A 23,892-nucleotide genomic window follows, 5' to 3' on the forward strand; every position below is an offset into this window, starting at 1 on the left:
TTGAAATGGTAAAAGTAATAATGATCTTAAGTCTTCTACTAACCTTAACCTACGCTGATGATGACAAACTTTTTAACGCGGTTAGTAAAGGAAATATAAAAGATGTGCAAGAATTGATTGCTAGCGGTGCAAATGTAAAAGCAGAGAAACAAGGCTGGCAATTAGGCATAACTCCTCTGCACATCGCAGCCAAAAAAGGGCACAAAGACATTGCGGCACTGCTCTTAGAAAAAGGAGCGGATATCGACGCTCGTATAAAAGCGGATAATGATAAAGGACAAACTGCCTTGTTACTTGCCACAATGGAAGGCAATGGTGAAGTTGCACGTTTGCTATTTGACAAAGGAGCAAAAACAACAGCAATGGAAAATGGCTACACATTGCTCCATGCCGCAAGTGAATCGGGGATGAAATGGTTAGCAGAAAAGTTGCTAACCGCCAAACACGAAGTAGATGCAACAGATGACAGTGGCAATACACCTTTATTCCTCGCAGCAAGATACGGAAAAGCGGAAGTAGCAGAACTATTAATAGCGAATAAGGCCAATAAAAAGCACCTGAGTAACAATGGTAGTTCCCTCCTACACTACGCTGCCAACGGTGGTTTATTGGATTTGGTCAATCAATTAATCGCAGAAGGTGCTGATCACAAACTAAAGAACAAAAGAAACGAAACACCGTTTTCAAATGCTTGCTTTCGTGGGCGTGTAGATGTGGCCAAAAAACTTTTCTCTCTCGGAGCTGACATCAAAGATATCGATGATTATTTGGTAATGCTCGTAGAGTATGGAAACAAAGACCAAGTCGAAATCTTATGTGTATTCGCCGACCACATAGATTTTCACAAAAAGCAAAAAGGCTTGTCACTCTTTCATCGTGCGGTAAAACGCGGAAAGAAAAAACTCGTTAAACTTCTTGTTGAAAAAGGCGCAGATGTTAATGAGGAAATTACCGAAGGTAAATACAAAGGTAAAAAAGTCGGAGACCTTGCCAAAAACGACGAAATCTCAAAAATCTTGGGCGTCGCTCCCAAAGTCAAAAAACCCAAACAAGTTTTTCACATTGTGAAGGGCCAAGGGGATTTCGAAACCAATGTATCGGTGATTATATACTATCGCTGGACCAACGATTTTTTTGACAAAGAGACTCATTTTAAAAAACTTGCGACTATTCAAACAGTAGATGCTCCTTTTCCTGGAGGTGGTGTAACAGGCGCACAAGTTTATAATGAAGTTGCCGCGGTAATAAAAGATAAAGGGGGCAAGATTTTCGCTCGCTCTGTCAAAAATGATCCTTTCACTTGGAAAGGTAGTATTGAAATCAAAGACGCGAAAAATGAGTATTTCAACAACTATGTCTGTGCAGATAAAGATGGTCAGTTGTATATGTTCTTAGATTTAAAGAAAAAGTAAATTTAGCAAATTAAGCTAAGTCCGGGATGTCATCCCTAAATTGATTAGGGATCTAGGCGTTTACAAATCAACTTTGTATCGTGGATTCCTGCTTTCGCAGGAATGACACACTGGGTGTGGTCATCAATAAGATGAAAAGTTCATCCCTGTAAAAACTTACTTTCGCAGGGATGACTATGTTTAGTGATCAGGTTTTATTGAGTCGAGAAACTTCTTGGCGTGAAATGACTTGGGAGTAAACACATCTGGCTTTGGGGTTCCAGGATGCGTCCAATTGCTGCGCGTCAGAGATGCAATGCGATTGTACATTATTTTTAAGCGCCACAAATCGTAAACGCTCTTTCCTTCAATTTCTTTACGAATTTTTCCCAAGATATCTTCATAGTCTTGAACCGCCTTTTCCTTACCTTCTAACTCGTGTACACGTCCAGACATTTCTTGCTGGGAAGATTCACTCTTCTGTAGTTGCTCACTTAAGTCGTTGCATTTTTGCTCTAACTCCATCACTCGTTTTTCTAAATGAAGTTGTTTTTTTTTGTATTCTTCGTTCTCGTTAATCAGCGAACGACATTCACTACGCAATTCATTGATCTCTTCAAAGCCTTGCTCCATCACTTGCTGTGGAACTTTTGTTAGTAACTCTTCGCACAACGTATTTTCTAAAAATTGATACGACTTTTTTTGTTCGCTGCGAAAAGAGGCACTCATTCCCCCAAGAAGTGTCACTAATTGCTGTGGCCCAAGATTTTCTTTCACTTGGCTTGACTTTACTAACTCAGGGATAATGTTGTCACGTAGTGTCTCTAGATATTCTATGCGCAAATTTTTAAATTCGCGCAATAAATTAGTAATATGAGAGTGATTCTTCCCAACTGTTTTGAGAAAGGTGTTTAAAATTTGGTAAAATTGAATTGTTTGAGAATCTGAAGGACTATTCATCGTCGTATTCACCAGCGTCTAAAGCCTTGGCCAACTTCCAAAAAAATGTAAAATTTAACAACTCATACGAACGTTCCAAATCCCGGCGAAAATCGGAAATAATTTGATTTAAAAATTCTTTGCCTTTTTCTTCATCACTCACTAAATTCTGTAAAGCCCCCTCAATTTCTTTTAAGTCTTTTTTGAAAAAGGTTACGTATTCACTACGTAAATTGGCGTTTTGCTCCAATAGCCATCCAATTTCGTTTGCATAATTTTTAACCAATTCCAAATGCTGGTTTAAAATTTTAGCGATATCTTCTGGTTTATGTGATGAAAAAGAGTCTTGTTGTTCAGGTATCATGTTTTATTCCTTTAGTAAAAGCTAACCTCATGAGTTATATAATTACCATCTTTATACACAAATTTGGCTGAAAAAAAACGATTTTGTTCTAACCACGGAAAAAAGATACGGTCCCCCTCCCAAAGGTTTAAATTGGTAATCTCTTCGTCGGCAATCCAATGTAGTTCACCCTCTTCACATTCATGTAAAACACCGCTAAAATCGGTAACGACGTATACAAAAACGTACCAATCTTCACCATCCTTAAACTCAGGAAAGGTAATCATTCCCTTCAAATTTAATTTTTCGGCAATGAGTCCCGACTCTTCTTCAATTTCGCGTATTGCACATTCTTCGGGAGTTTCATGTAGAGAAAATTTCCCTCCCAAACCGTTCCATTTTCCGGCATGAATATCTTTGTCTTTTTTGATGCGGTGCAACATCAAAGTTTTGTTGTCTTTTTTTAAATAACAGAGCGTTGCTAACTTCATGGTGAACATCCTATGCAAAAAAAAAACAGATTTTCCGCAGAAAATCTGTTTTTGTGTATCACGCTGTTAACGAATTACTTTACGACTAAACGTCACGACCAGAACCGTCATTACGAAAAAGCCAAAAAACGACTCAAACATCATAACATAGTTCAGCCAACTATCTGTATAAGGAACCCATCCTTCAATCGAAGCATTGGTGAATGTACGGAAAGATACCTGAACAGCGTCAATAAATGACATACTTTGCTCTATCTTTACCGAGTGGTCTAGAGCAAGTTCTCCACTAGGAACAAACTCTGTTGTTCCGGAAGAAAAATAGAACACCGCGAAGAACACTAACATCGCTAACGAGGTGACAAAGATATTCGCCGGTTTTGTACCATAACCACAAGCAATGTCTAGCGCCAACCAATTGAGAAATCTCTTTAACGCCGAGAGCGGACCTTTTACCTTCATTTCCATGCGCTCCATGCGTTTTTCCATCAAGTATGCCCAGTCTTCTTTGTCGTATTCGTTTATCTCGCGGAAGTTATTTTTGAGTAGACCATATTCTTTGCGTGCAACATGGTAGTCTTCTTGAATATGACTGTCAATATGCCCCTTCAGGCTACTCAAAGAAACAAAAAGGCGTCCGATATGTGCGTCGAGAAATTTAAATGCCGCCTCATTGCCTACCTTAATATTTTGTAGACTAATATTGCGACTTGCGCTAATTGCTCTTAGGTTGACAACACTTTCAAATGTCGAATTGTCAAAAGCCAAATCGCCCACAACATTCATCGTATTGAAATTCGCACTACCGCTAAATTTACAATTCTTAAAACTTCCCCACTTCATGAATGTTGCACCAATAAATTTGGTTTCTTTTTCGAACTTCGAACGTCCAAAGTCAGCGATGTCGGCAAAACGCGCGCCACTAAAAGTACTACTGTCTTTAAACTGGCATTTTTCCATGTAGAAACGATGATCGATAAAGATATCGTTAAAACTGGCTGGCCCAGTAAACTCTACTTCACCAAACTTAACACCTTTGGCAAAATAACAACGTGTAAAAACTGTTTTTTTGCCAAATCCACAGCGATTAAAACTTACATAGCGCCTAAACGCAGAAGAGTTATAAGTAGTTTTGCCATCGAACTTCGCTTTTGCAAAGTCTGCACCATTTAAAAACTCGCAACTTTTAAATGTCGCATCTTTTACAAAATGGCACTCTTTAAAAATAGCTTTTGTTAAAAAGCGACTATTGCCAAGGTCAACGTGATTCTTAAACTGAACCCCTGCAAAATCCACTTGGTCAATCACACAATTGGTAAAATTCACTTTTTTAACCACAATAGGTGTTGAGCTAGACATTTTAGGAATGTAACAGTTCTCTAATCCCACACCATCGCGAATAGCTACTTGAACTTCTTCTTCAGAAACGTGACGTAAACGCTTTATAATACGTTGCAATTCATCGGGGATGTCTTCGCTATCAAAACGCTCTTCCATTTCTTCATGGCTAAGGGCTTCTGTCAGTGCCGTTTTTTGGTCTTGTTGTAACTTGGTTACTTTATAATCTATATTTTCCAGATATTCGAGCACTTTATCAAAATTTGGAATGGTCACGGTTGTAGCTGTGGGCATCGGAGTCGCTACTGGAGTAGGCGCTACGCTCTCATTTGTAGGCTGTTCTTCCACTTCTTCTTGAACTTCTTCCTGAACTTCTTCTTCCTGTTTAAGAGGGGCAATTTCTGAAGCAATGTCAATCTCAGGTGCGCTAATTTGCGATACAACTTCTTCCATCTTATCTAGCATATGGATTGTTTCGCTAGGTATAGATTCTTGCTGCTGAACTTCTTCATGTCGTGTTTTTCTCTTCAAGGTCCCGATTGTCGGTACTGTAGGAAGAGATAGCTCGCTAAACGGCATTGATTTCGCGACAATGCTTACCTTTGCGTTTGGTTCAACTTCTTTGTACAAGGCCATTAAATCTTCTTGTGAAATACATTTGGCACTGTAGAGTATCGAACTCAATTGCGGGTTGTAACCAAGGTCATATAACTTCTTAAGTTGTTTTCTACAGTTTTTCTCATCTTCTTCACTAATGAGCTGTCTTTCTTTTGCAAGAGCAACAACCTTTTCATCGAGTGTGTCTTCTTTATAAATTTCAACTTGTGCCACTGCTACTTTATTACCACTACTGAGTTTATCCTCAACTTTTTGTTGAAGAGATGCCACTTGTTCCGTTGATAGTAATCCGTTCTTTACAAGATTTTCAGATACGGCACCAGAAAACTCTTTGCAAAGTTTGGCTTGCTGCGCGGAAATTAGTTTCTCACCAACAGCAATTTCAAGAAATAATGAATCTCTTTCCGATAAAGTAGACATTTACATCATCCTGTCTATATAACTGTAACTCAGAATAAATAATTTCACTAAAAAAACATTTCTGTTTATAGTGAATAACTTGATTTTCAACTTCTATTGTGAGCAATATGCCCTAAAATTAGATTTGTATTTCCCGGGGAATTTACGATTCAACCGAATGTCTTTCAATAATTCCCCATAATATTAAGAATCATTGAAAGAAGCGTATGTGTTTAAGATGTGTTCAGGAAAACCACAAGCGTAGCATTATCGGCGGCGTCTACGCCTTTTAAGAGCAAGTTTTTTACGCCGGCTAAGTTTAGGAATCGCAACTGTCGCATCGATACCTTTGAGCATGTCTGGTTTGGGAATCTGAATCATCTCGGGGTTTTTTGCATCGGCTAAATCTTTTAAGAGTTCTGAAGGTTCTTGGTAGCGATCCGCTTTTTCTTTTGTTGTCATTTTTTCGATAATTTCAATGGCGCGTTTTTCACGATGTGATGTTGGTTCACTAGGAAACTTGACTTTTTCTGTCAAGTGCTTTGCCATAATTTCTCGGGCAGATCCTTGGAAAGGCAGCTTGCCAAAAATAGTGCGATAGAATGTTATCCCCAAAGAATATATATCACTGCGAATATCAAGATTTGGCTCGCTACGAATTTGTTCGGGACTCATAAAAGCAGGTGTTCCAAAGTCCTGTTCTTTTTTCTTTGAATCATCAATTCTTTCTGCTAAACCCAGGTCACATAGTTTTACCAAACCGTCTTTTTTGATCAATATATTTTCTGGTTTTATATCACGATGGACAAAACCTCTGGCAGATGCGTGTTCCAGCGCTTTTGTAACCTGTGTAATTATTTCTATTCCTTCGGAGATAGGTAATTTGTCACCACTGTTTTTCAATTTTTCATGCAGAGATACACCATCAACATATTCCATGACAAAAAAGCAAAAGTCACCTTTCCGTCCAAAATCATATCCCGCAATAATATTTTCGTGATTCAGTTTTGCCACAGCGCGTGCTTCTTTTAAAAATAGCTCATTTAACTTCGGGTTACTACTATACTCTTCTGATAGAATTTTAATGGCCACAAGGCGATCCATCGAAATTTGCCGTGCTTTGTAAATATATCCCATACCGCCGACACCAATGAGAGAAATCATCTTATACCCGTCGATGATATATGGAATATCTCCAGTGACAAAACGCCACGCTTCCGTCACTTGTTCTTTTGTCATGTAACCTTCGCGTATTAGCAATTCTAGAAAACGCACACTTACACCATTGGCCATGTATTTTTGGTGAAGTAGCATACACTTACGTAGTTGATCTTGTTTGATAAATCCGCGTGCACGGATAACTTTGATGAAAAATTTTTGATGGCGTTTTTCGTCTTCTTTTGATTGTGGTGCATCAGCCACCTGTGCTACTTTGTAACGACCAGATGTCGTTCGCGGAATTTCGGATTGTTCAAAATTTAATATGTTGCCAACAAGCCCCATAAGTTCGGCAATTTTAATAGCATCGACATAACCTTTTTTTTGCATTATCTGTGCTAAAGTTAGGCGTGGGTTTCTTTTCTGAATCTTCATACACTCAGCAATTTGAGATGTATTTATGCTTACGTCAGCGCTGGAGAGAAGCATGCTAATAAACATGGCGTCCTCAGGTGACGAAGCTGCCTCTAACAAAGCCGTTGTAGAAATAGGTGCTCTAGGTACGGAGATAGAATCGCTTGTTTCTTTGGAGGTGGGAACTTTTTCCGTGGTTCGCCGCGATCTTGTTTTGCGGTCTATCGCACTTGTTCTTTCCGTAATTCTACGTGGAACAGCATATTCCTTCAATTTTTTTTCGTCTTGATCCTCTTTTAATGCAAAATCTTCAATCGCGGGCATTTCTCCTGTCGAGTGGAAAGAAAACGGCGCAGGTTCTGCACTTTCCGTCGTGGAAGGGGTCACCAATTCCACTTTGGAATCTTCATCCGGTTCTATTTTATTCACTGGAGGATTCGCGGACCCTTCTTCGCTATAAAACCATACGTCTATTCGCCCTGCGGTAATGAGATCGTTGTTCTGCAAGGCCACAACAGCATCTATTTTTTCGCCATTGAGATATGTGTAATTACGACTACCTAAATCTTCTAAGAGAAACTTGTCTCCACGGTTGGTTATTCTACAGTGTAACTTAGAAATAGAAAGATCTGAAATTTGAATATCAGCAGAAGAGCTCCGTCCAATAACAACATAACCTCCGGATGGTATGTTGAATGTTTCTTCTCCACTTTCTTCTCGTTGTACAACAATTTGGCCAATACTCATGTTTTCTCCAGGAATATTTTATTTGCGGAAAAAGGTTTTCCTATTACATTTTTACAAAAATTTCGTAAAAACTTGAAAAAAATAAGTTATAAAGAGTTCTTGAATTATATATTTTATAAAAAAAATATGCAAGGATAAAAGATAGTCTCATATACCGAGCCCGATCCTGAGCCCGAGCCCGAGCCCGAACGATAAAAACTCTTAGTTATTCTAGATTTATCACTTTTAACTTCGGCTCTTTTTTTGATACACCATTGTAATAAAATTTGTTTGTTAATTTTCGGGATCGGGCTCGGGAGCAGGCTCGGGCTCGGAAGCGGGCTCGGATTTAAAGATAGTCTCATATACGATGGAGAAATTCGATGGCATTATTAATACAAAACGGAGAAATTGTCACTGCGGATAGTCGTTATGTCGCAGACATATGGTGTGAAAATGAAACGATAACTGCAATAGGAAAAAATCTGCCTGTTCCGCAGGATGCACACGTAATTGACGCGCGTGGCAAGCTAGTTTTTCCGGGGTTTGTCGATCCACACACGCATATCTACCTCTATGCGATGGGAACATATGCAAAAGATACCTACGAAACAGGAACAATCGCAGCATTATGCGGCGGTACAACAACCCTAATTGATTTTGTCAACCCACAGCGCCAGGAAGGATCTCTTGAGGCACTAGAGAAATGGAGGCAACAAACAGTAAATCCTTGCTGTGACTACACCTGCCATATGACAGTAAGTCATCTTGATGCGCAAATTGAAAATGAACTGCGGGAAGTCGTTTTACAACATGGCATTACCAGCTTCAAAATATTTTTTGCTTACAAAGACTTTTTAGGCATGAACGATGGAGATATTTACAAAACGTTGCTCCTAGCAAAAGAGCTCGGTGTCGTTACCGCTGCCCACTGTGAAAATGCACATATTATCGACATCCGCCAACAACAGTTCGTTGATGACAAAAAACTCACCACGGAATATCACCATCATAGCCGGCCACCTATTCTAGAAGCAGAGGGAACACATCGTTTGTGTGTCATGTCAGAGCTTATTGGTGGAGAGGTATATGTCGTGCACCTTTCATGCGAAGAGGCACTACAAAAAGTGATTGCCGCCAAAATGCGTGGCGTGAATATTCATGCAGAAACGCTTATTCAGTACCTACTTCTCGATAAAAGCCATGCAGAGTTACCCAATTTTGAAGGAGCGAAGTACATCATGAGTCCGCCACTTCGCGACAAAAAAAATCAAAAAATACTATGGAACGCTTTGCACCAAGGTTTTTTAGCCACTGTTGCCACAGATCACGCTCCATTTGATTGGCAACAACGCCAGATGGGTAAAGAGAACTTTTGTAACATCCCCAACGGTATACCTTCGCTAGAGGATCGTATTCGCTTGTTGTATACACACGGAGTTAACACAGGTAAAATTGATATTCATCGCTTTGTTGATGTTGCAAGTACACGAGCGGCAAAAATATTTGGACTGTTTCCGCGCAAAGGAACCATTCAAGTGGGGTGCGATGCCGATTTAGTGATATACGATCCCCACGTCGAAGAAACCATCTCCGCCAATACACATCACATGAATATTGACTACAGCGTGTTTGAGGGAATAAAAGTCAAAGGAAGGTGTCATGCCGTCACGGTGCGCGGACATGTTCAAGTACGCGATGGTCAATTCACAGGCCAAAAAGGTATCGGAAAATTTTTGAAACGCCAACCAAGGAGTCACTAATGGAAAAAAAAATATATGCTCATTTCGATAGTGAAGGAATTTATGTTTATCAAGCTTTCAAACCAGAAATTGTCGCTGCTGCGTTAGAAAAAGGTACCTTTTCCAAAGGTTTTAACATGGAACGTATGACGTGGATTAAGCCATCTTTTGCATGGATGCTATACCGTTCTGGGTATGCCAGTAAACATCGTCAAGAAGCCATTCTTAAAATCAAAATACGCCACGAAGGGTTTATAGAAATACTACGCGATGCCGTTCCCACAACATACGACAGCAACTTATTTCATTCTAAAGAGTTGTGGAGTGACACCTTAAAAAAATCATCTGTTCGTTATCAATGGGACCCTGACCGCGACCTTTTTTTGCGCAAAATAGAGCGTCGTGCGATTCAGCTCGGTATTCGTGGGCAAATGGTTAAAAATTATGTAAACGATTGGATTCTTGAATTAGAGGAAGTAACACATTTAGCGCACGAAATAAAAAATTCACTATCGTCGAAAAAGCTGCCCGTGGTTCCCGAAGAGACAGTTTATCAAATTCACGATGAAAAAATCCGCAAACAAATGCAAATAGAGGAATGATAAATGGAAAACAACACTCTCAGTACGAAAAATATATATATGATTCTTCTCCCTCTTGTTTTTGTAACGGTTCATGAAATATGTTTCTTCGCTTTTCTATGGGTAAAACTCGGTTTCACAAAAGCAATACGTATTAACAGCAGTCTCCTAAAGTGGCTACAATACCTAAAAACAGCTGATCTCGATTATTATTTGGCTTGCTGGTTAGTTCCTATACTCCTAACAATACTCGTTACTTATACTTTGGTATTTTTGTTACAGCGCTCTACAGCGAAAATATAAAACAAATTGCAAATTTTGCTTGATTATTTACCAAAGAGAGTTATGGTGACTGCTAGTAAATTGTTTTGCAATTTTTTACACGCCACAAATGAAATGTCGTTGTTTGGAGGAGAACAGACATGGCAATAAAAGTTGGAATCAACGGTTTTGGTCGTATTGGTAAATTAGTATTTCAAGTATTGCAGCAAAACCCCGAATTTGAAGTCGTTGCAGTAAACGACTTGAGTGACACAAATACACTCGCCTATTTACTAAAATACGATTCCGTTCATGGACCTTTTCAGGGAACAGTTGCTGTAGAAGGTGGTGACTTTGTCGTAAATGGCAAGAAAATCCGCGTTCTTTCCGAGAGAGATCCAAAACAACTTCCATGGAAAGACATGGGTGTAGATTTTGTAGTAGAATCTACAGGAGTATTTCGCAAAAGAGATTTGTGTGCACAACACATAACAGCAGGTGCGAAGTGTGTATTTTTAACCGTTCCGGCAAAAGATGCAATTGATGCCACCATCGTAATGGGTGTTAACGAAGAGACTCTGACAAAAGAACATCAAATTATCTCAAATGCATCTTGTACCACAAACTGTTTAGCACCCGTAGCGAAAATCTTAAACGATTCTTTTGGCATTGAAAAAGGTTTGATGACAACAGTCCATGCTTACACAAACGATCAACGCGTAGCAGACCAAATTCACAGCGACATGCGACGTGCACGTGCGGCAGCAGTGAATATCATTCCAACAACAACCGGTGCCGCGAAAGCGGTAGGAAAAGTAATTCCCGATTTAAATGGGAAATTAGACGGTTTTGCACTTCGCGTGCCTGTCGTAGATGGATCTTGTGTCGATTTAGTCGCACAACTCAAAAAAGATACGACTGCCGAAGAAGTAAATGCAGTATTAAAAGAAAATGCCGAAGGAAAACTCAAAGGGATTTTAGGCTACACAGAAGATCCAATCGTTTCGTCCGACATCATACACAACCCACATTCTTCGATTGTTGACGCAGGATGCACAATGGCTCTTTCCGGAAATTTAGTAAAAGTTGTTTCTTGGTATGACAATGAGTGGGGGTATTCAAACCGCGTTGTTGACCTAATGAAATTAACCGCAAGTCTACATAAATAAATATCTTCTACAAAAGATCCTGTAATTCAGGATCTTTTGTCTATCCTGTTAATCTTGTCAAAAAACCTATCCTATTCATCCATCAAAATCCAGTTCATCCAAAGTTAGAATAAGTTAAATAATGCTCCAAAAATTGCGGCATAACCAAGATACCCAGCGGTCGTAATACCACACCCCACCAAAAAAGCGATAAATGCATATCTACTCTTACTAGCTCTGGCCACGCGCATCAATTCCTCCTGCACGACAACAGAATTTTCTTCATCAACACTTACATCAAACAACGCGCAATGTTTTTTCTTAATGTCACGTAGTAACCAGTCGTCGCCACTTCGCTGAAAAAACCAGTATTCATCAATGCTGCGCGAAGGAGAATCATCCGAATCTCCCTGGTTACGGATCAATTGGCCACTTTTGGTAACAACCTTATCTTCCATGATACCACAAATATGCGCGACAAACATGTCCTTGTTGTCATCGATGAAGTTTTGCGCTTGAACAATATCTACACGCGAAATTTTTATATTGGATATGCGATTAAAGTGTCCTTTGCGGATATTCTTGTGTAGTATCCTACAATACTCATGTGTATACATTTTATGCAAGTATGCCTTGGAGTCATCTACATTATTCTCCGACCAAAAGTTTTGCAACTGCCTAAATACCTTCTCGGTGTGTGCAGCTAATTTCTCATAATTCCAGGCACTATCAGTATTTTTCGCTTTATCAAGTACTTTCCAAGCATCGCTTTTTGAACGTCTACGCATCAAATAAATGTATGTTGCTTGCCCTATCAGATATGGTAGTAATAATAAAATAACAATAAGGCTTGCTCCACCATCACCTTTTGTTCCTCCGGCCCCTGCGTAAAGTGGACTACAAAAAACAGTGGCAACAATAGTGAAAAATAAAAGTTTGCGTGTATCCATTAAAAGCTCCTTAAATTGTTGATGGGATGTTCCCAGATGAAACCTTAGACGTAGCAAATTTTAAAATGTTGGAAAACTTTAACTTTCCAAAAGGACTTTAACTCTTTCCGCAAACTCTGTAATGGAAAACGGCTTCAACATAAAGTAGGTATTTTCATAAGCTTTTTTTTCTACGAAGTCATTTGTTTTACCACTCATAATAAGAACAGGAAAAGAAGGATCTTTGCTTTTGACTTCACAAATAATTTGTTCTCCCGAGATAGAACGCAAATTAAAATCTACAGCGAGTAAATCGTACTGCTCTTTGTTAAACGCCGCTAGCCCAGCACGCTCGTCAGTGTAAGCCGCTACAGAATATCCTTTTTTCTCGAGAACTCTCTTGAGTAATTTAATTAGGCTAGCCTCATCATCTATAACCAAGATTTTTTTCATGTAGTATTTCCCTAAAAACTTGGATTATAACGAAAGAACAGCTATTAGGGGAAATAGAAAATACCGAGACGCAATCCGTTTAATATTTTTGCAGCGAAACCATTGTGTTTTGAAATTGACTTGTTTACATTCCCGCCTTACAATAAAAACGAAGTCATCGCAAATTATTCGCTGCCTATAAAGGAAGAGATTATGTCGATATTAAGATATTTATTAGGACTTTTTCGTTGCCATGGAACAGCTAATCAAAAAGCGTTTAGCGTAGCTATAGGTGTACTGATCGGTCTTACTTATAGCGCCGGAGTCACATGGTTATTGTTTCTACCACTGTTACTCATATTCCGTTTTTCTGTCCCCTTTGTACTCTTCACCGCTTTAGCTTCATGGGGAGCAAGTGTGATGTGGCTAGAGGCATTTCTGTATGAAATCGGATTATATGCTTTAGCAGGTAACAGTTCGTGGAGTTTTTTTTGGCAAGATCTAACTCACACACCTGTTTTGACGTTTTTCGAACTTGATCGTTATACGGCTTTTGGGGCATGGTGCTTGGCCATAACAGCATCATTCTTCCTGTATATTTTCACCTACTTTTTGTCCATAAAACTTGCCGACACCTCGTTGGCAAATTCGTTGCATTACAATAAATGGTCGATAAAAATGCGCAGTCGTCTGTGGCAAGACCGCGATGTCACCGGGAATAAAATCGTACGTCCACACCTAACCGTGATTCTATTGGCATGCGTTGTTCTTCTCTTGGCTTTTGTTTCGCTTTGCAGTGGTATTGTTACGCGTTGGTATATTGAAAAATATGTCAATCCACACCTTGGAACTCAAGTGGAAATCACCAATGCATCGATAGATGTGTGGAGTCAAAAAATATTAATTAGTCAAGTTGAAATAAAAAACCCCAAAGATCGCACTATACTAATGACGGCTGATTTTTTGGAAGTTGATTTTTCATTGACATCGCTTTTTGATCGACAGCTTTACCTTAGTAAAGTAAGCCTGAGTGGTGCGACGCTTCATTTGCAGAAAAAAAATGGAATGCTAAACCTCTCGCAACTACATGTGTTTCCGAATGTTGAAGTCGGTGAAAAAAGCGACTGGGTGATGATTTTACATCAATTACTGACTACATTACAACAAAAGCAACTGGTAAAAGAGCAACAGCGCATTAAAATTGTCGAGGACTATATTTTCCTACATTCGCCCAAAAAACCGCGAACAATACAGACACTACTCAAGGAAAAAAACCTCGAATCGCTATCGCAACTCAATGAACTAAAAGAACCAGAATTGATATCACAAGCAGCATCAGCTAGATACATAAGACCTAAATCACCGTATGCCATTGCAACAATAGAGAGCCAAAAACTTGTAATAGATTTTCATGACCAAGACAAAGATAAGCAGCAAAAATTGGAATTGCAATTTGCCATCCGCAATTTACAGGTACCTGCTGTTCCTCTTTCTCCTGTTGAAATAGACCTAAAAGTGACAGATTTGCCTGTAGCAGACTATAAGTTTCTGCATGAAGATAGCTGCGACGTGTGGTTTACTGCTGGCAAAGTTTCGCTATCTTTTTCCGGAAACTACGACCAGGGTCTATTTGCTGGCAAAGGTGAAATACAATGTAGAGAAGCCAAAATGCAATCGACGGATGAAGCGCAAGTTTTTTCCATGAATGCACGTGATTTTTTATGGGGTCTCAACAAAACAGAAGGTTTTGCCACCACTTTTACAATTGTAGGACATTTACCTGAACTCAATTTACAAGTGCCAACGGAACCATTGATGACCGTCTCGAAAACGACCAACTCAAATTTAGAAGAAAATTGAGCCCCTTTTACAATACTTTGCAAGCACAAATTTTTATTTGTAAAGTAATAGATAATTTGCATTTAGTGAAATATATGTCATAATATAGTAATAAATTTCGCTATACTCTTTAAAATAGAAAGGCGGGTTGTATGAGGACAATTACATCTCTTTTAATCGTATTACTTCTCAGTACCAGTGCCTATTGCTTAGATGTTGATGATGTGATTAGTTTAGCGAACGCAAATGTTGGTGATGATATTATCATTAGCGTAATTGCCGTTTCTGACGAGCCAATCGTCTTAAGCACAAACGACATTATCAAACTGAAAAAAGCAGGTGTTAGTGACAAAGTAATCAAAACTCTAGTAAATAGAGCCAAAAAGATTAAGACAAACGCCAAAGTGCGTAAACAAGCACCTAAAGCGGCTACGCAAGTTATAGAAAAAGAACGCGAAGTAGTGATCGAAGAAAAAAAACCACAAGTACGTGAACAACGCCGTGAGCGTCGTGAACGCCGTGATGAGCGTCGTGATGAACGTCGTGATGAGCGCGAAGAGCTAAAGCCTTTCGACCAGTTTTTTCTTTCTACCTACTACAGTCATCAGTATGGATTTCCAGAAAAAGACTACAACAGTCCATCTGATATCCTAAACAGAGGACTTTACTATAACAGCGGTTACAAGCATTATCCAAATGCTCGTCGTGTAAGAGTTTACGGAGATGGTTTCTCGGGGGGTAATTTTGGATTTGGATTTAACGTTTCTCCTTACTCCATCATCGTTCCACGAAATAGCCGTTTTAACAACTATCGTTACCGAAACAACTGCAGTCCACGCGGGCGCTACCGTTATCTTCATCGTAATGGCTTTCGCAGAGGTTGCAGATAAATTAAAGTGTGAACTGTGAACGTAACGACAAAAAATATAGAAAATAGTACAATTGTGTGGTATAAGATTGAGAATAATCTGTATCACACAATTTTTTTTTATCTACATTGTTTTAGGAAACAAAAATGAACAGTAATGATCTACGATCTGGGATGACTATTTTACTTAATAATGTGGTTCACGAAGTTATTGAATCCCAACATCACAAACCAGGAAAAGGTCCCGCCTTTGTGCGCTCTAAATTAAAAAATTTAAATACTGGTAGCATCTTTGAACAAACATTTCGCGCCAAAGAACCATTAAAGCAAGCTATCGTCGAGAAAAAACAAATGCAATATTTGTATCGCGATAAAAACTTGTTTTACTTCATGGATCCCGAAACATACGAACAAATACCTGTTCCCGAAGAAAAGATCGAAGATTTTTTGAAATTTTTAAAAGAAAATGAAAATATTTCTTTTAAAATTTACGAAGGGGAAATACTGCAAATTACTATGCCAGATTTCGTATTCCTAGAAGTGACAGAATCACTACCCGGAGCTAAAGGAGACACAGCTCAGGGAGCTACGAAGCCCGCTGTTTTAGAAACGGGGCTAGAAATACAGGTTCCTCTTTTCATTAAAGAAGGCGAAACCTTAAAGATAGATACGCGCAATGGAAAATACGTAGAGCGTGTCAACAAAAAATAACTAGGGTGTTCTCTGGAATTACAAAACAAAACCAGGTTGTCATTCCTGCGAAAGCAGGGACCCAGCATTTACAGATTGACTTTAGATTGCTAGATTCCTGCTTCCGCAGGAATGACACTTCTGGTAGTTTCGTCTCAATAAACAACAGCGACCTGTTGGGCACGGTCATCCCTTACTTAATTCATGATTTGATCAGGGATCCAGGCGCTTAACAAAATTAATTTTATATTGCTGGTTTCCCGCTTACGCGGGAATGACACACTTAACACTACATTCCACTTAGTTTTCAACAGACGGTGACAAATATGCAAACAAACAAGCAAAATTTTACCCTGGTTCACGATATTGTTTCTCTGGCTGTTTCAAGACCTGTAGCTGTCACAATGGTAGTTATTGCCGTAGCTATTTTCGGTTTTGTTTCTTATCAAAGACTTCCGGTAAACTTGATGCCAGAAATTTCGTACCCCACGTTAACCATTCGTACAGAATATCCAGGAAGTGCACCCGAAGAAGTGGAAAAAAATGTTACGGAAAAAATAGAGGAAGCACTCGCGGCTATTAGCAATTTAGTGGCATATAGTTCTACATCTCGTTCAGAAATATCCGATGTAGTCCTCGAATTTAGCTGGAACACAAATATGGCGGTTGTCATCCAAGAAGTGAGAGAAAAACTAGACCGTGTCGGGCTTCCAAGTGAAGCAAATCGTCCTCTCATACTTCGCTATGATCCGTCTTTAGACCCGATTATGCGTATAGGTATCTATGGTGATGCCTCTCTATTTACTTTACGCGACATCAGCGAGCTAGAAATCAAACGTGCTCTGGAAACAATACCAGGTGTAGCCTCGGTAAAGGTCAAAGGTGGATTGGAAGAGGAAATACGCATTGATTTAGAAGAGTCAAAACTATCGGCATTTAGTGTTCCGATTAGCCGCGTTGTACAGAGAATCAAAGAAGAAAATCTCAATACACCATGCGGGTCTATTCGCGAAGGAGAACGCACCTATCTCGTTCGCACCAAAAACGAATTTAAAACCCTGGATGAGATGCGTCATTTACCCATCGTCAATAAAGAAGGTGTCAATATTACCTTGAAAGAGCTTGGCCGTGTTCACAAAACAAATCGTGAACGCGAAATCATTACGCGCATTGGACGCAATCCTTCGGTTGAAATTGAAATCTTCAAAGAGGCAGATGCAAATATCGTCACCGTGGCACGTGCAATTAAATTTAAACTATTTGGTCCAGAAGATAAAAGTGCCTTTGAAACCACGAATAATAAAGGCGGGCAGGGACGTGGAAATTCAATGCGTTCACAGGGCAGGAAGAGTCGTCCCACTTCAGGCGGTGGAAAAGGCGGAAAACGTGGTAAACGCGGGCAAAAACAAAACGGCAAGCAAAAAAAGAATGAGAAAAACGCCGCAAAACAAGACAATGCCGCTGACGGAGAAAAAGACGATAAAAACGGTGAAAAAAATGCCGATAAGGACAAGAAAAAAGACAAAGACAAAAAAGCACAAAAAGATAAAAAACGACAGTATGGTTCGAAGCGTGGTCGTTCTCAACCAACGGTTACCTGGGTTGTTAATGAGCTCCCCAAAGGTGTCAAATTGCAAATTCTTTCCGATCAGTCGGACTTCATTCGTCACGCAATCGATGAGGTGATCAACACCTGTATCACCGGGGGTATACTTGCGATCATCGTGTTATTTTTATTCCTACGCCGTCCTGGAAGTACGTTTATCATTGCCATTACCATTCCAGTATGCGTTATTGCCACTTTTGCTCCACTTCATTTATCAAAAACCTCCCTCAATATTATGTCACTGGGAGGACTAGCTCTAGGTATTGGCATGCTCGTTGACAATGCCATCGTCGTCTTGGAATCCATCGTTCGCCATCGCAACGCAGGAAAAAAACCGAAGGAAAGTGCCGTTATTGGTACCTCGGAGGTTGGGGGAGCCATTACCGCCTCTACATTAACAACCATTGCAGTTTTTTTCCCCATACTTTACATAGAGGGGATCGCAGGGCAAATATTTCAAGACCAAGCATTGACAGTAGTTTTCTCACTTATTGCCTCACTGATTATGGCGATCATTGTCATACCAGTTCTTGCCTCGCGTAACTTTAGCGATAACCTCATTGAGAAAAAATGGCGATGGCGAGATTACACCGCATTTAACACCATCAACTATGTACGCGAAAATTGGCAACAAGCGAAATGGTACTCCAAGGGATTTATGCTATTCAAAAATACCGTTTTATTCCCTGTGGAGATCATCACAAAGCTATGCATACTCACCATACACCTATGTTTAATTTCTGTGTATTTTGTGGCGATGTGTGTTGCAATCGTGTTCAAATTTATCATGTGGCCTTTGACAACAATTGCCTCCTTCTTTCGCATAGGAAATGTTATATACGGTCGTATTTTGCGCTTTGCCATTTATCGACCAATTATTATTGCCCTCATATGCACACTTCTTATCTGCGGTGCCGTATTCTGTTTAATAAATTACGTAGGTGCAGAGCTAGTTCCCGAACTTCACCAAGGAGAATTCAGCATGCACATTGCGCTTCCCGTAGGTGCGCCTCTTCACAAAAGTAACGAAATTATTCGCAAATACGAATATTTTTTACAAAAACAAGAAAATATTAAACAGGTATTTAGCCGTGTAGGTGCCGAAAAAACAACAACTAGTAGCGACGAAGAAGGACAACATACAGGAGTCATCACCTGTTTACTCGACACAACAAAAGTACCACCGCTTGAGGAAGACAACTACCTAAATAATCTTCGTAAGAGGATGCCTCGTGACCCTGAAGTAAAATCCATACGATTTTCGCGTCCCACATTGTTTTCGTTTAAAACGCCTATCGAAATAGAAATCTACGGTTTTGATTTGCAAAAACTTAAGAGTATCTCCGAAGAGGCCGCGGAGAAAATGCGTTCCATAAAAGCCTTATATGATGTAAAAGTGTCCGTCGAGCGCGGTAATCCAGAACTTCACATTTACTACAAACGTGACTACCTGTTTAAAAACAACCTAACACTGTCGGATGTTGCCAATCTAATACGCAATAAAATCCAGGGAGAGAATGTTGGAAAGTTTAGGATAAAGCAAAAAGAGGTTCCCATTATCGTTAGTTTGCGAACCAAAGACCGTAGTCAAATGAAGTCACTGGACAATATGACGGTAAGCAATGACGAAAACCGCACTTACTTACGTGAAGTGAGTAATATTAAAGAAGGAACGGGCCCCTCAGAAATACGTCACATTCAACAGCAACGCGTTATCTTACTCACCGCAAATATTTACGGTATGGATTTACAAGGGGCCGCAAATGAAATTAGTAACATTCTCGACAGTATGAGCTGGCCAGATGGTTATAAATTTAACGTTGCTGGGCAAAGTAAAGAGCAAGAAATAGCTGCGCGCAGCATGCAATTTGCCTTACTTTTGGCCGCGTTCTTAGTATACGCGATTATGGCCAGTCAGTTTGAATCGTTATTTCAACCACTCATGATTATGTTCACTTTACCTCTGGCGTTCATCGGAGTGATTTTTGCCTTAGTGCTTCTCAATATCCCCATCTCCATTATCGTGCTTATCGGTATTATTATTTTGTGCGGAATTGTAGTCAACAACGCCATTGTGATGATTGATTTCATTAATCAACTACGCGAGCAAGGACTGAGTATCTCCGAAGCCGCGATTGAGGGAGCACAAACGCGCTTACGTCCTATTTTAATGACAACCTTAACAACACTACTTGGTCTTCTACCCATGACAGGTATTTTTAGTGCCAGCGGAGGGCAAGGCGTTGAAATTCGCAGTCCACTTGCCATTACAGTAGTTAGTGGTCTTATCTCGTCAACATTATTAACTTTAGTTATTATCCCTGTCGTTTATACTTGGGGAGAAAAACTACGTGAAAAAATAAAAAAAGGTTAAAGTATGAGTAAAAACTGGTTTATTCGATCAAAACTCAATGGAAATCTTTTTGGTCCCTACCCAGTAGATTTACTAAAAACATATATTGCACAAGGACGCATAGACGCTAACTACACTGTTTCGAGTAATAAAAAACACTGGCAAGAAATCAGCGACTGGGCCGCAAGTGACAAAAAGAAACTGGGGAAATACGAAATTATTCGTGAATTAGGTCGTGGTGGCATGGGAGCGGTGTACTTAGCCTACGATCCAAATTTACAGCGTAATTGCGCGGTAAAGGTAATGCTCAACAATGACGACACCGATGCCCTAAAGCGTTTTCAGATAGAAGCCAAGGCCGTTGCCCAGATTAAGCATCCGAATATTATTCACATTTATGACATTTGCGAAGAGCCGCACCATTTTTTTGTCATGGATTACATCGAGGGTGTTCCTCTCGATGAATATCTCATTCGCCTCTCCATCCAGCAAAAAGTGCAAATTTTTGCCAAAATTTGCGACGCCATTGCCTTTGCTCATGAGCGAAACATCTTACACCGTGATTTAAAACCTGCCAATATTCTGGTGCGTCACGATGGGGAACCGATCATCGTTGACTTTGGACTTGCGAAAAACATCCAACAGCAAGATAACTTGACAAAAACCGGAGATGTATTTGGGACTCCCAAATACATGGCGCCAGAAATGACCCAAGGACAATTTGGTACACCTCAGGTCGATGTATACTCACTCGGTGTTATTCTTTACGAAATGCTGACAGGCCGCGTTCCTTTCGATGGCGAAAATTCCCTAGAATTGCTATATCAACTTACCATGGCAGATCCCATTCCTCCTTCGAAACTAAATAGCTCGATTCCCAAAGAAGGAGATTTAGAAACCATCTGTCTAAGAGCACTGGAGAAGTCACCTGAGAATAGAATTGCCTCCGTACAATTTTTACATCGAGAAATAAAGTGTTTTTTGTCGGGTAAACCCATTCGCTTAAAACCGCCCACCAACGTTCAAAAAACACTGAAGTGGCTCAACAAACACCGTACAGTTATTGCCGTATCATCCATCGCCTTGATTGTGATCGGCATCACGATTGGGGTTTATTTGTGGGGCATTGCAATTCAAAATCACAAAACGCGATTCCAAGACAAAATGTTAACGCTGCGTAGTACACGTGCACTGGCTCAAGAAAAAAAGAAATCAATCGACACCTATCTATCCTCAAAGAACCACGACCAATTTTTTCATCTTTCTGTCAAAGAGCAAATGCAAAATTTAAAAGATAAAATAAACGGTGAGATAGAAATTTACGACATATACAATTATATTGAAAAAAACTACCCTCCCAATTACACCCAAGAAAACTTTTCAGATAAAGACGAGAAAGACGAAATTGAACGTGAGCTAAAAAAACGGTGGCCCTTACGAGATCGCGAAACACAGTTGCAAAAAAATAAGGACTACTACCGCCAACTTGATAGCAAATTACGTTTTTCGGTTCTTCCCAATTTTCCGCGGAAGACACATTATCATTTTACCGAGGATTCCGAGCTAGTGTGCGTTTCGGAAAAGAATAAATATATCGCGCAAAAAACCACGTCTGGTCAGTGGCTATTGTGGCAACGCCCCTTCGATAAACTTTCTCTAGCTACAGCAACAAAGATCGACGATATTCCCGTAGGAGACGACGATAAATGTACATTTTCCGATGATGAAACCTTATTCGTCGTAGAAACAAACCGCCATCTATACTTTTGGGATCTTACCAAAAAACGTATTGTTTTTTCACATCGTGGACGCATGGAACACATTGCTTTCCATCGCCATTTTGTGGCTTTTGTTACTTATACAAATACCCAATCATTCATGAATATTTATGATCGTAAGCGCAAGACCATTGTCGAAAAATTTCTCACCAACTATTTGATCTTCACCGATTTTTCTGAAGATTTTTTTGTAGTGGTCCACCAACAAAAAATATCGACGTTTGATGTTAAAAAACAAAAAACACGACATCACGACATCCCCACTTCATCAATTCGTCAAAGGGTAGACTTAGATCGCCGGCACAATGAATTGGTTTTTCTATCGCGCTTAAGCGTGTCCATTTTCAACATCGCCACAGCAAAAATGAGAACATTTCCTTTTGAGTTCTCTAGTTCCACCGTTTCTTCTACAAAAAAAAGCTTTATCAATATCAATCACTCGCAAATTGCTTTTGTCAGAGACTCAGGAGAAGTGATTATTTCCTACCTCAGTCAACTCTCCACAGACAAAGTATCGATCATCGCGAGTAAGAGATTAATACCCAGTAGCGACGAAAATGTTCGCAAGCTTGCTTTCGCTCCGCAGTATTTTCTTGGCGTTTTCAAAACAAACAGTGTCGAACTAATCAACACCCAGAACGGAAGCAAAATCATCACCATTGATTACGATACAAGAGACAAAGTGGATGGACAACTCACCTCATTTAACAATGGACTCATGGTGTCGATGATGACAAAAAAAGATTACAAAGAGTATTTTTTTCCTTTAAAAAAATACTCTGTCGACGACAATTTAAAACGCGTAATCCAACGCTTCATGCGCATATATACTACCGGTGGGCAAATTGCACAAGACATTTTCATCACTAAAAATTTTATGGTTTATACGAGCTGGATGGGTTTCTTAATTTGGAAAGATGGCAAGTTTTTTGGCTACCGTAAAATATACAAATCTCCCGAAAAATTTAAACTGAGCCCAAAAAATGATTACATGACCGTTCGCTATCGTGCGAGCGAAATACATCTATACGAAACACAAAACTTCAAGCGTATCAGTAGCGATATCTTGGGCAAAACAGGACGGTATTTTTTAAATAGTCACAGCCAAGAAATGCGCGAAATATCGAGTGCGACCTTTGCCAAAGACGGAAAACATCTTTTTTTATCGCGTTCCAACCTACAACTGTTCAAATACAATCTAGAAACCAAAAAAATCACAAAAATTTGTCGCGACTCATGGGACGGCAGCGTTTTATTGTTAGACATGATGCAATCCCATGACGACTACATCGTAGTAGGATTTTCGGAACACAATGGCCAAAAGGGAGGCTATGCGGTGTTTACCCCCGAAAGACGCAGAACAATACATAAAACAGAAGACGCGGTGTGCGCGATAAATATTCATCAACAATACTTTGTGGTGGCCTTAGAAAACGGAGTTATCCGCGTTTACGATTTTCGCTCACCCAAGAAAAAAATCATGGAATTCAGATGCCCCGGAAAACCACAGCGAGTTTTATTTTCTCCTAATGGAGAGTACGTTGCAGCTTTTACCGCACATGACACATATATATTCGATATAAAGACATATAATCTGGAAAAAGACAATTACTTCAAAATATACAACGGACACTACAAGAATCACATAGGAACCTTCCGTCACGACTGGAAAAAAGCATATTTTACAAATAATTCCGGTGATGTTTTGGTTTTTGACCAGGAGTTTTTCGTCGATGAAGATGCCTATGAAAAACGTTTGCAACAACAAAAAAACTTTTTGAGCAATGACTTTTTCGAAAGTAGAGAAAAGTTAAAGAGAATACTAAAGCAGGAATAGTGATACTTCAATAG

General features: G+C 39.7%; 17 protein-coding genes. 10 read left to right on the top strand and 7 right to left on the bottom strand.

Going from position 1 to position 23,892, the window contains the following annotated elements; genetic code table 11:
- Nucleotides 1–5 precede the first annotated feature (5 nt).
- Nucleotides 6–1,412, top strand: a complete 1,407-nt coding sequence (locus tag UABAM_RS12155) for an ankyrin repeat domain-containing protein (RefSeq protein WP_151968275.1) — start codon at nt 6–8, stop codon at nt 1,410–1,412.
- A 180-nt stretch (nt 1,413–1,592) separates the two neighbouring features.
- Here the strand turns inward: UABAM_RS12155 and UABAM_RS12160 are convergent, their stop codons facing one another.
- The 5 genes from UABAM_RS12160 to UABAM_RS12180 form a co-directional block, all read right to left on the bottom strand.
- Entirely contained in the window at nt 1,593–2,351 is a 759-nt protein-coding gene (locus UABAM_RS12160; RefSeq protein ID WP_151968276.1) for a hypothetical protein, read from the bottom strand.
- On the bottom strand, nt 2,344–2,694 hold the full coding sequence (locus tag UABAM_RS12165; protein WP_151968277.1) for a hypothetical protein: 351 nt from the start codon (nt 2,692–2,694) through the stop codon (nt 2,344–2,346). The genes UABAM_RS12160 and UABAM_RS12165 overlap by 8 nt, the downstream gene beginning before the upstream one ends.
- 11 nt (nt 2,695–2,705) lie before the next feature.
- Entirely contained in the window at nt 2,706–3,164 is a 459-nt protein-coding gene (locus UABAM_RS12170) for an NUDIX hydrolase (protein ID WP_151968278.1), read from the bottom strand.
- A 66-nt stretch (nt 3,165–3,230) separates the two neighbouring features.
- Entirely contained in the window at nt 3,231–5,537 is a 2,307-nt protein-coding gene (locus tag UABAM_RS12175) for a pentapeptide repeat-containing protein (RefSeq protein WP_151968279.1), read from the bottom strand.
- 246 nt (nt 5,538–5,783) lie between these two features.
- Nucleotides 5,784–7,835 (bottom strand): FHA domain-containing serine/threonine-protein kinase, encoded by a 2,052-nt coding sequence (locus tag UABAM_RS12180; protein ID WP_151968280.1) that lies wholly within the window; start codon nt 7,833–7,835, stop codon nt 5,784–5,786.
- Between the two features lie 362 nt (nt 7,836–8,197).
- Here UABAM_RS12180 and hydA point away from each other — a divergent pair, with 362 nt between their 5' ends.
- The 4 genes from hydA to gap all read left to right on the top strand — a co-directional run bounded on the left by hydA (nt 8,198) and on the right by gap (nt 11,567).
- On the top strand, nt 8,198–9,577 hold the full coding sequence (gene hydA / locus UABAM_RS12185; protein WP_151968281.1) for a dihydropyrimidinase: 1,380 nt from the start codon (nt 8,198–8,200) through the stop codon (nt 9,575–9,577).
- Nucleotides 9,577–10,158 carry a DUF4291 domain-containing protein gene (locus UABAM_RS12190; RefSeq protein WP_151968282.1) on the top strand — a complete coding sequence of 194 codons (582 nt, stop codon included), beginning with the start codon at nt 9,577–9,579 and terminating at the stop codon, nt 10,156–10,158. Before hydA ends, UABAM_RS12190 begins: the two co-directional genes overlap by 1 nt.
- 3 nt (nt 10,159–10,161) lie before the next feature.
- On the top strand, nt 10,162–10,440 hold the full coding sequence (locus tag UABAM_RS12195; RefSeq protein ID WP_151968283.1) for a hypothetical protein: 279 nt from the start codon (nt 10,162–10,164) through the stop codon (nt 10,438–10,440).
- A 119-nt stretch (nt 10,441–10,559) separates the two neighbouring features.
- Complete coding sequence (gene gap, locus UABAM_RS12200) at nt 10,560–11,567, top strand: type I glyceraldehyde-3-phosphate dehydrogenase (RefSeq protein ID WP_151968284.1); 1,008 nt, start codon at nt 10,560–10,562, stop codon at nt 11,565–11,567.
- A 104-nt stretch (nt 11,568–11,671) separates the two neighbouring features.
- Here the strand turns inward: gap and UABAM_RS12205 are convergent, their stop codons facing one another.
- A complete protein-coding gene (locus tag UABAM_RS12205) occupies nt 11,672–12,496 on the bottom strand; it encodes a TIM44-like domain-containing protein (RefSeq protein WP_151968285.1) in 825 nt (274 codons plus the stop codon).
- 78 nt (nt 12,497–12,574) lie between these two features.
- Nucleotides 12,575–12,928 carry a response regulator transcription factor gene (locus UABAM_RS12210; RefSeq protein ID WP_151968286.1) on the bottom strand — a complete coding sequence of 118 codons (354 nt, stop codon included), beginning with the start codon at nt 12,926–12,928 and terminating at the stop codon, nt 12,575–12,577.
- Nucleotides 12,929–13,120: 192 nt separating this feature from the next.
- Here UABAM_RS12210 and UABAM_RS12215 point away from each other — a divergent pair, with 192 nt between their 5' ends.
- From UABAM_RS12215 to UABAM_RS12235, 5 genes are all read left to right on the top strand, one after another.
- The gene (locus tag UABAM_RS12215) at nt 13,121–14,767 is read left to right on the top strand and encodes a hypothetical protein (RefSeq protein WP_151968287.1); all 1,647 of its coding nucleotides are present in this window, start codon (nt 13,121–13,123) and stop codon (nt 14,765–14,767) included.
- 131 nt (nt 14,768–14,898) lie between these two features.
- A complete protein-coding gene (locus UABAM_RS12220) occupies nt 14,899–15,636 on the top strand; it encodes a hypothetical protein (RefSeq protein ID WP_151968288.1) in 738 nt (245 codons plus the stop codon).
- 125 nt (nt 15,637–15,761) lie between these two features.
- Nucleotides 15,762–16,325, top strand: coding sequence for an elongation factor P (gene efp / locus UABAM_RS12225; protein ID WP_151968289.1), 564 nt, complete (start codon nt 15,762–15,764; stop codon nt 16,323–16,325).
- A 305-nt stretch (nt 16,326–16,630) separates the two neighbouring features.
- Nucleotides 16,631–20,284, top strand: a complete 3,654-nt coding sequence (locus UABAM_RS12230; RefSeq protein ID WP_151968290.1) for an efflux RND transporter permease subunit — start codon at nt 16,631–16,633, stop codon at nt 20,282–20,284.
- Nucleotides 20,285–20,287: 3 nt separating this feature from the next.
- The gene (locus UABAM_RS12235; protein ID WP_151968291.1) at nt 20,288–23,878 is read left to right on the top strand and encodes a serine/threonine-protein kinase; all 3,591 of its coding nucleotides are present in this window, start codon (nt 20,288–20,290) and stop codon (nt 23,876–23,878) included.
- Nucleotides 23,879–23,892 lie beyond the last annotated feature (14 nt).

The organism is Candidatus Uabimicrobium amorphum (genome assembly GCF_009002475.1).
Taxonomy (GTDB): domain Bacteria; phylum Planctomycetota; class Uabimicrobiia; order Uabimicrobiales; family Uabimicrobiaceae; genus Uabimicrobium; species Uabimicrobium amorphum.

Excerpts from the sequence above, each read along its gene's own strand:
- UABAM_RS12155 (WP_151968275.1), top strand. The coding sequence starts at position 6 with ATGGTAAAAGTAATAATGATCTTAAGTCTTCTACTAACCTTAACCTAC.
- UABAM_RS12160 (WP_151968276.1), bottom strand. The coding sequence starts at position 2,351 with ATGAATAGTCCTTCAGATTCTCAAACAATTCAATTTTACCAAATTTTA.
- UABAM_RS12165 (WP_151968277.1), bottom strand. The coding sequence starts at position 2,694 with ATGATACCTGAACAACAAGACTCTTTTTCATCACATAAACCAGAAGAT.
- UABAM_RS12170 (WP_151968278.1), bottom strand. The coding sequence starts at position 3,164 with ATGAAGTTAGCAACGCTCTGTTATTTAAAAAAAGACAACAAAACTTTG.
- UABAM_RS12175 (WP_151968279.1), bottom strand. The coding sequence starts at position 5,537 with ATGTCTACTTTATCGGAAAGAGATTCATTATTTCTTGAAATTGCTGTT.
- UABAM_RS12180 (WP_151968280.1), bottom strand. The coding sequence starts at position 7,835 with ATGAGTATTGGCCAAATTGTTGTACAACGAGAAGAAAGTGGAGAAGAA.
- hydA (WP_151968281.1), top strand. The coding sequence starts at position 8,198 with ATGGCATTATTAATACAAAACGGAGAAATTGTCACTGCGGATAGTCGT.
- UABAM_RS12190 (WP_151968282.1), top strand. The coding sequence starts at position 9,577 with ATGGAAAAAAAAATATATGCTCATTTCGATAGTGAAGGAATTTATGTT.
- UABAM_RS12195 (WP_151968283.1), top strand. The coding sequence starts at position 10,162 with ATGGAAAACAACACTCTCAGTACGAAAAATATATATATGATTCTTCTC.
- gap (WP_151968284.1), top strand. The coding sequence starts at position 10,560 with ATGGCAATAAAAGTTGGAATCAACGGTTTTGGTCGTATTGGTAAATTA.
- UABAM_RS12205 (WP_151968285.1), bottom strand. The coding sequence starts at position 12,496 with ATGGATACACGCAAACTTTTATTTTTCACTATTGTTGCCACTGTTTTT.
- UABAM_RS12210 (WP_151968286.1), bottom strand. The coding sequence starts at position 12,928 with ATGAAAAAAATCTTGGTTATAGATGATGAGGCTAGCCTAATTAAATTA.
- UABAM_RS12215 (WP_151968287.1), top strand. The coding sequence starts at position 13,121 with ATGTCGATATTAAGATATTTATTAGGACTTTTTCGTTGCCATGGAACA.
- UABAM_RS12220 (WP_151968288.1), top strand. The coding sequence starts at position 14,899 with ATGAGGACAATTACATCTCTTTTAATCGTATTACTTCTCAGTACCAGT.
- efp (WP_151968289.1), top strand. The coding sequence starts at position 15,762 with ATGAACAGTAATGATCTACGATCTGGGATGACTATTTTACTTAATAAT.
- UABAM_RS12230 (WP_151968290.1), top strand. The coding sequence starts at position 16,631 with ATGCAAACAAACAAGCAAAATTTTACCCTGGTTCACGATATTGTTTCT.
- UABAM_RS12235 (WP_151968291.1), top strand. The coding sequence starts at position 20,288 with ATGAGTAAAAACTGGTTTATTCGATCAAAACTCAATGGAAATCTTTTT.